The following is a 9,638-nucleotide window of genomic DNA, read 5'->3' as shown; positions in this document are numbered from 1 at the left end:
GTTCGGCGAGGTGCTGACCACGGCGGCGCCCGGGGCGTACACCTGCACCCAGGGGCCGACGTTCGAGAACACGCGCACCGCACGGGTCTGACTGATCGGGATCAGCGTCGTCGTCCCGTCGACGGGCTCGGCACGCCCCACCGCATAGAGGTGGCTCTCACCATCAGGCCCCGCCAACCGGACTTCCACGGTCATCTGATCGGCTGAACCCGCCGCCTGCATGAAGGATCCACCAGGCTTGGACTCGAACCCCACGATGCTCGTCGGGTCGCTGCCCCGCCAGATGATGTAGGTGAATGTCTCCAGGCCGTCCAGCGCTGCGAGCCTCAGCCGAAGAGTGTCCGGGACCGGACGAAAGACCTCTTCGATCCACCCTTCCTGGCCGCGCGGGGTTCTCTCTGCGAACGGTCCGTAGTTGCTCATGGTTCCCTTCTGACAATCACCCTAGAAATCTCGATACTCTCACCATTGAGCCGCCCTCTCGCGACGGCCCCATCGTTCACCTGCGCGTCGAACTGGCGCTGTGTGCTCCCTGGCCGAAAGTACGCGTCATAAGCACCACCTGACTTGATCTCGATAGCTGTGAACGTCCCATCAGGGTTTCGGACGAGGCCGTCATAGTATCGGCCGTCCTGCGGCGCGCCGTCGTATCCCACCTTGGCTTTGGTGCGGATCACTTCCACTTGCTCTTCAGCGGCGAACTTGTCAAGTCCGATTTTCTCTTTGTCGACCCACGGCTTGTTCTCCTGACCGTTTGCGTATTTGCCCTCGTAGTCTCGTCCGTCTCCACGGTCGACGCCCTTGCGCGGGTCGGCGGCTCTGTCGGTTTCGCGGAACCATCGCCCTGCCGCGTCGCCGATGAGCCCTGCACCGACTCCGGCGACGCCGACGCCCGCGGTGATGGCGGGCGCACCGGCGAGAGCGCCGACTCCGGTCACCGTCAGACCTCCGCCACCGACGGCGAGTGCGGTGCCTCCGATGAAGGTTGCAGCCCCGCCGAGAAGTTCGAGGATGATGTCCGGGTGCTCCCACAGCGTCTGCGCGGAGACGGCGAGCATGTCCATCGTGGCCTGGAACGGCTGCACGACAGCGAGCGTGAACACCACCTCGGTGACGGCATGCTGGGCTGCGGTCGCGGCCTCAGCCTCGGTGAGCGGCATGCGCGCGGCCTCTGCAGCCTGGTCCAACCGGACTGCGCAGTCTCGGGCGAACACCTCCAGCGTCGCCCGGGCATTGAACAGCACCTCTCTGGCTTGTTCATGCGCCGGACCGGACGGGTCGACGAACGGCACCTCCGCCTCCGGGTGCCGGAGGCCCTGCCCGACCCGAAGCTCGCGGACGTACGCGCGGTGCGCGTCCAGTGCCGTGGCGGCCTGCTGCCCGGCCTCGTCCCACAGGGTGATGGCGCGCGCGGCCTCCTCCTGCGCCCACTCCAGCGCATCCGCCCAGGTGAAGAGGGCGTGAGCGCCCTCGCGGAGCCCGTCGCCGGCGTTCGACCAGTGCAGCAGCTGACGATCGAAGCGCGCCAAGTACGCGTCGTAGGCCTCGCCTGTCCAGGTGCCGTCGTCGTCGAGCGTCGCGAGCTGGTCGCGCACCCGTGCCGCAGCCACGCCGTGTGCCTTCCATGCCTCGGCCGTCGCCCTGACCTCGCCGGGGGAGCCAGGAATGAGGGCAGTGGCGGAGCGGGTCTGCCCGAGCTCCATCACTCTTCCCAGATCATCGCGTCGACCTCGGCCTTCGCGGCATCCGTCCCCTCGTCGAAGACCCGGGCCGTCGTCGCCAAACGCTCGGTGAAGTCGTCGGAGTCCGTCACCCGGGACGCGAGGCCCGCAGACCAGGCTTCGGCGAACCGCTCAGAGGCTGCGACCACCCACTCGTGGCCGGCACTCGTCGGCGGGGCGAGGTCGGTCGATCCGACGTCTGCGACGATGCGTCGCGTCTTCGCCGCCATCGCCCGCAACACGTCCGTGTCGACCTCATAGTCCTGCGACATGCTGCCCTCTTCCTGCGAGCCCCCGGCTGCGGGATCGAGCATAGGCGAAGACGTGGTCAGCTGATAGCGAAATGTCTGTTTATGCGTAGGAAGTCACCTCGGATGAGTACGGAGGATTGAGGCTACCGTAATCGCACAGTCCCCCCGGACGGCGAGAGAGCCCGCCCCGGGATGGGGACGGGCTCTCTCGCGATCCGCGGTCGGCTCAGACTCCGAAGTACAGCTCGTACTCGAACGGGTGCGGGCGCTGAGCGATCGGCAGGATCTCGTTCTCGTACTTGTAGGAGATCCAGGTCTCGATGAGCTCCTCGGTGAACACGCCGCCCTCGAGGAGGAACTGGTGGTCGGCGCGGAGCGCCTCGAGCGAGTCCAGCAGGGAGTTCGGCACCTGCGGGATGTTCTTGGCCTCCTCGGGCGGGAGCTCGTAGAGGTCCTTGTCGACGGGCTCGTGCGGCTCGATGCGGTTCTTGATGCCGTCGAGGCCTGCCATGAGCTGCGCGGCGAAGGCGAGATACGGGTTGCCCGAGGCGTCGGGGGCGCGGAACTCGATGCGCTTGGCCTTCGGGTTCGAGCCCGTGATCGGGATGCGGATCGCGGCGGAGCGGTTGCCGGCCGAGTAGACCAGGTTGACCGGAGCCTCGAAGCCCTTGACCAGGCGGTGGTAGCTGTTCAGCGTCGGGTTGGTGAAGGCGAGCAGTGCCGGCGCGTGCGCCAGGATGCCGCCGATGTACCACCGCGCGATGTCGCTGAGCTGACCGTAGCCGGCCTCGTCGTAGAACAGCGGCTTGCCGTCGTTCCACAGCGACTGGTGGGTGTGCATACCCGAGCCGTTGTCGCCGTACAGCGGCTTCGGCATGAAGGTGGCGACCTTGCCCCACTCCTCGGCGGTGTTCTTGACGATGTACTTGAACTTCAGGATGTCGTCGGCCGCGTGCACCATGGTGTCGAAGCGGTAGTTGATCTCCTGCTGGCCGGCCGTGCCCACCTCGTGGTGGGAGCGCTCGAGGATGAAGCCCGCATCGATGAGCTTGAGGGTGATGTCGTCGCGCAGGTCGGCCGTCTTGTCGACCGGGCTGACGGGGAAGTAGCCGCCCTTGTAGGGGGTCTTGTTGGCGAGGTTTCCGCCCTCCTCCTCGCGGCCGGTGTTCCACGCGGCCTCCTCGGAGTCGACCTTGTAGAAGCTCTCGCCGGCGGTCACGGAGTAGCGCACGTCGTCGAAGATGTAGAACTCGGCCTCGGGGGCGAAGAACGCGGTGTCGGCGATGCCGGTGGAGGTGAGGTACTTCTCCGCCTTCTTCGCGACCTGACGCGGGTCCTTCGAGTAGATCTCGCCGGTGCGCGGGTTGTAGATGTCGAAGATCATCACGAGGGTGCTCGCCTCGCGGAAGGGGTCGATGTACGCCGTCGTCACATCCGGGATGAGCTGCATGTCCGACTCGTGGATGCTGGCGAAGCCGCGGATGGAGGAGCCGTCGAACAGCTGTCCGTCCGTGAAGAAGGCCTCGTCGACCGTCGCCGCAGGGATGTTGAAGTGCTGCTGCACACCAGGGAGGTCGGTGAAACGGATGTCAAGGAATTTGACGTCGTTCTCCTTGATGTAGGCCAGTACCTCGGACGAATCTTTGAACATGTACGACTCCTGTGATGCGGATCGATGGCTTCGGGGCCACTTTGCACAGTACGGACGGGGGATTTCTCCACGGTATCCGCTTTGTTTCGTCCGTGTTACAGCGTGAGCAGGATCGGAGGGCATCCACAGCCTCGGTAGGCTGGAGGGGTGACGGATGCTGTGAACACGTACCCCGGTGAGCGACTCGGACTCCCGGAGTCCGGACCGGGGAGCATCGGCCGCCCTGGACGCCGGATCGGCGCCCTCGCGATCGACTGGACGGCAGCCGTCATCCTCTCCGTCGCGTTCTTCCAGTACGACCCGTTCGCCACGCTGCTCATCTTCGGCGTCGTGCAGATCCTCTTCATCCCGACCGCGGGTGGCAGCCCCGGGCACCGCATCCTCGGCATGCGCGTCGTCCGTCTCGACGGCGGATGGGTGGGCCTGTGGCGCCCGATCGTGCGCACGCTGCTGCTCCTGATCGTGATCCCGGCCGTGGTGTGGGACCCGGATCAGCGCGGTCTGCACGACAAGGCTGTGGGAACGGTCCTCATCCGCGCCTGACGCTCAGGCGCGGCCGCGGTTGCGCCGGCGTGCCTCACGGGGGGCGCGGCCGCCGAGGAAGGAACGCGCCGGATCCACGACGTAGCCGCGACGCAGCGCTTCGCGGCCGATCAGCATGCGGAAACCCATCTCGTCCCGGTTGCTCAGGGTCACCTCGGCCATCACCTCGCGGTCGACGAGCCGGATCATCAGCTGCACGACGAGACGCTCCTGCGCGTGCCCGGACGAGCTCCGGACGGCCCGGCGGTCGTGGATGGGGGACTCCACGACGACGGCGTCCTCCTGGCTGTCCTGCCAGGGCTTCACGCGGAAACGCACCCAGGCCTCGCCGTCGCGTGCGAACTCCTGGATGTCGAACGCGTGCAGGGACGAGGTGCGGGCGCCGGTGTCGATCTTGGCTTTGATCCAGTCGACGCCGAGATCGGGTAGGCTCACCCACTCGCGCCACCCCGTAAGGGTGTTTGAATGGGTAGACCTACTCACCTGATACATCCTGGCAGGAAATCCCCCGTGAAGATCGCAGTGCTGTCCCGTGCGCCGCAGGCGTACTCCACCCAACGCCTCCGCGCGGCCGCACTGCAGCGGGGCCACAACGTGAAGGTGCTCAACACGTTGCGCTTCGCGATCGACCTGACCTCCGATGAGCCCGACCTGCACTACCGGGGCCGGCAGCTCAGCGACTACGACGCGATCCTGCCCCGCATCGGCAACTCGATCACGTACTTCGGCACCGCCGTGGTGCGGCAGTTCGAGCAGATGGACGTCTACACCCCCAACACGGCGAACGGCATCTCCAGCGCGCGCGACAAGCTGCGGGCGAACCAGATCCTCTCCCGGCACAACATCGCTATGCCTCCGACGGCCTTCGTGCGCAACCGCGCCGACGTGCGACCGGCGATCGAGCGCGTCGGCGGCGCTCCCGTGGTGATCAAGCTGCTCGAGGGCACCCAGGGCATCGGCGTCATCCTCGCGCCTCAGGTGAAGGTGGCCGAGGCCATCATCGAGACGCTCCACTCCACCAAGCAGAACGTGCTCATCCAGAAGTTCATCGCTGAGAGCCGGGGGCGCGACATCCGCGCGCTCGTCGTCGGGGACCGCGTGGTCGCGGCCATGCGTCGCTCGGCGGCCGGAGACGAGTTCCGCTCCAACGTGCACCGTGGCGGCTCGGTCGAGGCGATCGAGCTCGACCCGGTCTACGAGCGGGCCGCGGTGCGGTCGGCCCAGATCATGGGACTCCGTGTCGCGGGCGTGGACATGCTGGAGGGGGACGAGGGGCCCCTGGTGATGGAGGTCAACTCCTCCCCGGGCCTGCAGGGCATCGAGACTGCGACCAAGCTCGACGTCGCGGGCGCGATCATCGACTACATCGCCGGTCAGGTCGCCTTCCCGGAGATCGACGTGCGGCAGCGCCTCACGGTCTCCACGGGATACGGCGTCGCCGAGCTCATGGTCCACGGCGCCGCGGACCTCGTCGGCAAGACGCTGGGAGAGGCGGGTCTGTGGGAACGCGACATCACGGTGCTCACGCTGCACCGCGGGGTGAGCGTGATCCCGAACCCGCGCAAGCACGTGGTCCTCGAACCCGACGACCGCCTGTTCTGCTTCGGCAAGCTCGATGAGATGCGCTCGATGATCCCCGAGCGTCGTCGCCGCCGGGCGAAGGTGCGCCGCCTCCCCAAGCAGCCGCTCTCGGAATGAGAGAAGCGCGGCCGCCCTCGGTGAGGACGGCCGCGCTTCGCGGTTCGGGGGAGCGGGTCAGCGCGGACGCTGCGCCCGCACCTTCGTCGGGTCGATCCCCTTCGGGATGGGAAGCGACGACAGCGACTGCGAGACCGAGTCGATGCGCCGGATGACGGCCGCCATCGTGGCCTTGTCGATGGCCTTCGGGAGCTTCTTGATGGTCTTCGCGAGGTCGGCGATCGGCACCTCGTCCTCACCGTGCCCGACGTAGAGCACCGTGATCGGCACGCCGTGGGCGACGCGCTGCGCCCGGCTGCGCTCCTCGTTCACCAGCCGCGTCAGACGTCCGCGGGCGCCCTCGCCGACGACGACGATGCCGCCGCGGCCGACCGTCCGGTACACGGCCTCCTGCGTCTTCGGGTTGATGCCCACCGGGGTCTCGGAGGCCTGCCACTGACGACCCAGGCTGGTGCTGAGCACGTGACCCGTCGCACCGGGCATGCCGTCGATCTTCGTGTACATGGCCGAGGTCGACAGCCGCGTCATGAGGAAAAGGGCGCCGAGGACGCCGAGCATGAGGCCGGTGATGGCCCACAGGACGAGGGTCCACACCTGGAACGGCGGGATCAGGTAGCCGGCCAGGAGACCGAGGAGCACGCCGCCGATGAGGATCGCGGCCTGCGCCCAGGGGAGCCAGGGGTAGGCCTCGCGCGTGAACCGGAAGAGGGACTTGATCTGGGAGAAGAACCCAGGACGCTTCTCGGGTTCGGGAGCACGCTTTGCCATGGAGACCAGCCTACCGAGTCCGAGCGCGTTGCGATGCCGCCGTTCGCGTGCAGCGGAGAGCAGAGGGTGACCATTCCTGCACAATTCGGACCGCGACCGGATCCCATCCCGGCGGCACCGAACCGGCACGCCGGGTCGGGCGGGTCGGGTGGGATGGACCACATGACACCAGCGCGTGAGACTCCTTTGCAGGCACCCACCGTGCTCGCCCAGGCGCACCGCACGATCCGTCTCCTCGATCCCTCCGAAGGACCCCTTCACGGTGCGCTCGTGACCTCACCGGACGGGCCGCTCGTACGCGCCGACGCCGAGAGTTTCGCCGGCTGGGCGGGCTGGCGGTACGCGGGCGCTCAGCACATCGCCGCCCCGGTCGACATCGCCCGACGGATGGATGGGCATGACGTGTTGCTTCCCTGGTGCACGGAGCGCCTGGAGTCGTACCTGGACCGACGGCTCCGGACGCGTGGTGGGCTGCCCCCCGGGGAGATCGGCACGGTGGCCGTGAGTCTGCTGCGCGGACTGACCGAGCTGGGTCCGGCGCCGGCTGTCGAGGCGCTCGGAACATGGTGGCTCACCGAGGCTGGTCGGCCGCTCTTCGTTGTCGGGCCCGGCCAGGAGGCGGCATCTGCCGTCTCGGAGATCATGGGCCTGCTGCGCGCGGAGTGTACGGACAAGATGCTGGCGCGGGCTCTCGACCGCGCCCGGGATCGAGTCGGCACGGCCGCGGCACAGCGCAGGGTCCCGCGGCGGCTGCTCGAGGAGACGGAGAGCGAGCTCCTGGAGATGGCGGCGCCGCGACCATTGGAAGAGGCGGCCGAAGACCGGGCGGGCCCTCTCGCAGAGACGGGCGTTGCCGGGGCGCTGCGGCGCGTCCGGGTCGAGCCGGTTGCCCGTGCGCGGCTGCGGCACCGCCGGTCGCGGGTGGAAAGGCCGGGCGGACCGCGCTCGACGCGGATCGTGGCCGACCTTCTCGCTCTGCGCGACCGCCTCGTCGACAGGGCGCGAGCGCTCATCGACCGGCAAGCAGGCCGACCGCACCGGCCCGCACCGGGGCGGGGGACCGGATCCCGACGGACACGGGTACTCGCCGTGGCGGGTGTCAGTGCGGTGGTGGTGCTGCTAGCCGGCTTGCTGTGGCCGAACGACCGAGATGATCCGGCGGTCGGGTCTCCGGAGAGCAGGCCCTCGGCCTCGCCTCATCCTGAGGGAGTCGACTCTGCGGACGCGGACGCGTCGTCGCCGGCCCCCTCGGCGCGCACGACGGTGGCGCCGGCGGGCGACGATCCGGTGCTCGCCCTGCCGGGGCTCGTGGCCCAGATCAAGGAGTGTGAAGCTCAGGAGGACCGGGTGTGCGCTTACGCGGTCGCGGCGAGCCCGTCGGAGGTCATCCCACTCGTCGCCGGAGCCGCCGGCGTCCAGGACGCCGCTCTCATCGATCGGTATGGAGACATCGCCGTTCTGGAAGTGCCGTCATCGTCCGCTGGCGAGGAGGGGACGCAGGGTGCGATCACTCTTGTTCTCGCGCGCATGGAAGAAAAATGGCTGGTCCGCGACGCATATCGCGTCGCGGACCAGCCGAGGTGAGCCGAAGCCGTCGAAGTCAGGCGCCGAGCTGACCGCTGAACTGCGCGGCCTCCAGGCGAGCCTTGACAGCGCCGAGGAAGCGGGCTGCGTCCGCGCCGTCGATGATGCGGTGGTCGTACGACAGGGCCAGGTACACATAGGAGCGCACCGCAATCGCGTCCGTGCCGCCGACCTTGACCAGACCAGGGCGCTTGACGACCGTACCCGTGCCGAGGATCGCCGACTGCGGCAGGAACACCACAGGCGTGTCGAACAGCGCGCCGCGCGAACCGGTGTTGGTGAGCGTGAACGTGCCGCCCGCGAGCTCGTCCGGCTTCAGCTTGTTGTCACGCGTGCGCGCCGCGAGATCGGCGATCTCGTGGGCGATCTCGGCGATGTTCTTCGACGCCGCGTCGCGGAGCACCGGCGTGAGCAGACCGCGCTCGGTGTCGACCGCGATCGAGACGTTCTCGGAGGCCGGGTAGACGATCTGCTCGCCGTCGACCGTCGCGTTGATGATCGGGAAGGCCTGCAGGGCCTCCGCCGCCGCCAGCGCGAAGAACGGCAGGAAGGAGAGCTTGTCGCCCGTCTTCTCGAGGAAGGACGCCTTGACGCTGTCGCGGTACTCGGCGAGAGCTGTGACGTCGACCTCGACCACGGTGGTGAGCTGAGCCGTCTGCTGCATGGACTCCACCGCGCGCTTGGCGAGGACCTTGCGCAGGCGCGACATCGGCTGAGTGGTCCCACGCAGCGGCGAGACCTCCAGCGGGGCAGGAGCGGGCGCCGCGGCAGCTGCCGGTGCGGCCGTCGCCGTCTCGGCGGCCTTGAGGACGTCCTCCTTGCGGATACGGCCCCCGACGCCAGTGCCCTTGACCGTGGCAAGGTCGACACCCTGCTGCGCAGCCAGACGGCGGACGAGCGGGGTCACGTACAGGTTGTCGTTCTCGGTCGGCAGCGACAGCTTGGGAGCCTCGGCCTGAGCGGGCGCTGCCGGAGCAGCGGGCTGTGCCGGAGCGGCGGGCTGTGCCGGAGCCTCGGCCTGCGGAGCGGGAGCGGCGGGAGCCTCGGCCTGCGGAGCCGGAGCCTCGGGCTGGGCGGCGGGCGCAGCGCCGGAACCGACGCGCGCCAGCACGGCGCCGACCTCGACGGTCTCGTCCTCGCCGGCGACGATCTCCTGCAGCACGCCGGCGACCGGCGACGGGATCTCGGTGTCGACCTTGTCGGTGGAGATCTCCAGGAGCGCCTCGTCGACCTCGACCGAGTCGCCGACCTGCTTGAGCCAGCGGGTGACCGTGCCCTCGGTGACGCTCTCGCCGAGCTCAGGGAGCACGATGTCGGTGGCGTCGCCGGACGGAGCCGCAGGGGCGGCCTCGGCGGGAGCGGACTCGGCGGGAGCCTGCTGCTCCGCTGCGGGAGCCGCGGCGGGCTCCGGAGCGGCGGGGG

At 68.8% G+C, this 9,638-nt stretch carries 9 protein-coding genes and 1 pseudogene; 3 read left to right on the top strand and 7 right to left on the bottom strand.

Features of this window, described 5'->3' with window-relative positions; translation table 11 throughout:
- The 4 genes and pseudogenes from DW296_RS00385 to glnA form a co-directional block, all read right to left on the bottom strand.
- Positions 1-423, bottom strand: a pseudogene (locus tag DW296_RS00385) (hypothetical protein); the annotation flags it as partial.
- Positions 420-1,703, bottom strand: coding sequence for a putative T7SS-secreted protein (locus DW296_RS00380; RefSeq protein ID WP_342588942.1), 1,284 nt, complete (start codon positions 1,701-1,703; stop codon positions 420-422). The pseudogene DW296_RS00385 and the gene DW296_RS00380, both read right to left, overlap by 4 nt.
- Positions 1,703-1,993, bottom strand: coding sequence for a hypothetical protein (locus tag DW296_RS00375; protein ID WP_062634394.1), 291 nt, complete (start codon positions 1,991-1,993; stop codon positions 1,703-1,705). Before DW296_RS00375 ends, DW296_RS00380 begins: the two co-directional genes overlap by 1 nt.
- A 205-nt stretch (positions 1,994-2,198) precedes the next feature.
- A complete protein-coding gene (gene glnA, locus DW296_RS00370) occupies positions 2,199-3,623 on the bottom strand; it encodes a type I glutamate--ammonia ligase (protein ID WP_025103592.1) in 1,425 nt (474 codons plus the stop codon).
- A 147-nt stretch (positions 3,624-3,770) separates the two neighbouring features.
- Here glnA and DW296_RS00365 point away from each other — a divergent pair, with 147 nt between their 5' ends.
- The gene (locus DW296_RS00365) at positions 3,771-4,166 is read left to right on the top strand and encodes an RDD family protein (protein ID WP_025103591.1); all 396 of its coding nucleotides are present in this window, start codon (positions 3,771-3,773) and stop codon (positions 4,164-4,166) included.
- A gap of 3 nt (positions 4,167-4,169) precedes the next feature.
- Here the strand turns inward: DW296_RS00365 and DW296_RS00360 are convergent, their stop codons facing one another.
- Positions 4,170-4,658: an ATP-dependent zinc protease family protein gene (locus tag DW296_RS00360; protein ID WP_060923122.1), complete on the bottom strand. Its 489-nt coding sequence runs from the start codon at positions 4,656-4,658 to the stop codon at positions 4,170-4,172.
- An 18-nt stretch (positions 4,659-4,676) separates the two neighbouring features.
- On the opposite strand from DW296_RS00360, the gene DW296_RS00355 reads away from it, so the two are divergent.
- The gene (locus DW296_RS00355; protein WP_060923121.1) at positions 4,677-5,864 is read left to right on the top strand and encodes a RimK family alpha-L-glutamate ligase; all 1,188 of its coding nucleotides are present in this window, start codon (positions 4,677-4,679) and stop codon (positions 5,862-5,864) included.
- A gap of 57 nt (positions 5,865-5,921) precedes the next feature.
- Here the strand turns inward: DW296_RS00355 and DW296_RS00350 are convergent, their stop codons facing one another.
- A complete protein-coding gene (locus DW296_RS00350; protein WP_025103588.1) occupies positions 5,922-6,632 on the bottom strand; it encodes a DUF4191 family protein in 711 nt (236 codons plus the stop codon).
- A 270-nt stretch (positions 6,633-6,902) separates the two neighbouring features.
- Between DW296_RS00350 and DW296_RS16615 the strand changes: the two genes are divergently transcribed.
- The gene (locus DW296_RS16615) at positions 6,903-8,216 is read left to right on the top strand and encodes a hypothetical protein (protein ID WP_240742939.1); all 1,314 of its coding nucleotides are present in this window, start codon (positions 6,903-6,905) and stop codon (positions 8,214-8,216) included.
- A gap of 16 nt (positions 8,217-8,232) precedes the next feature.
- On the opposite strand, the gene sucB is transcribed toward DW296_RS16615, so the two are convergent.
- Positions 8,233-9,638, bottom strand: a 1,406-nt coding sequence (gene sucB / locus DW296_RS00340) for a 2-oxoglutarate dehydrogenase, E2 component, dihydrolipoamide succinyltransferase (protein WP_136050610.1), incomplete at its 5' end; no start/stop codon positions are given.

The sequence above is a fragment of the Microbacterium sp. K36 genome (assembly GCF_004794355.1).
Lineage (GTDB): Bacteria > Actinomycetota > Actinomycetes > Actinomycetales > Microbacteriaceae > Microbacterium > Microbacterium paraoxydans_D.
Note: the sequence above shows the minus strand (reverse complement) of the source record. Positions and strands in the feature narration are given on the sequence as shown.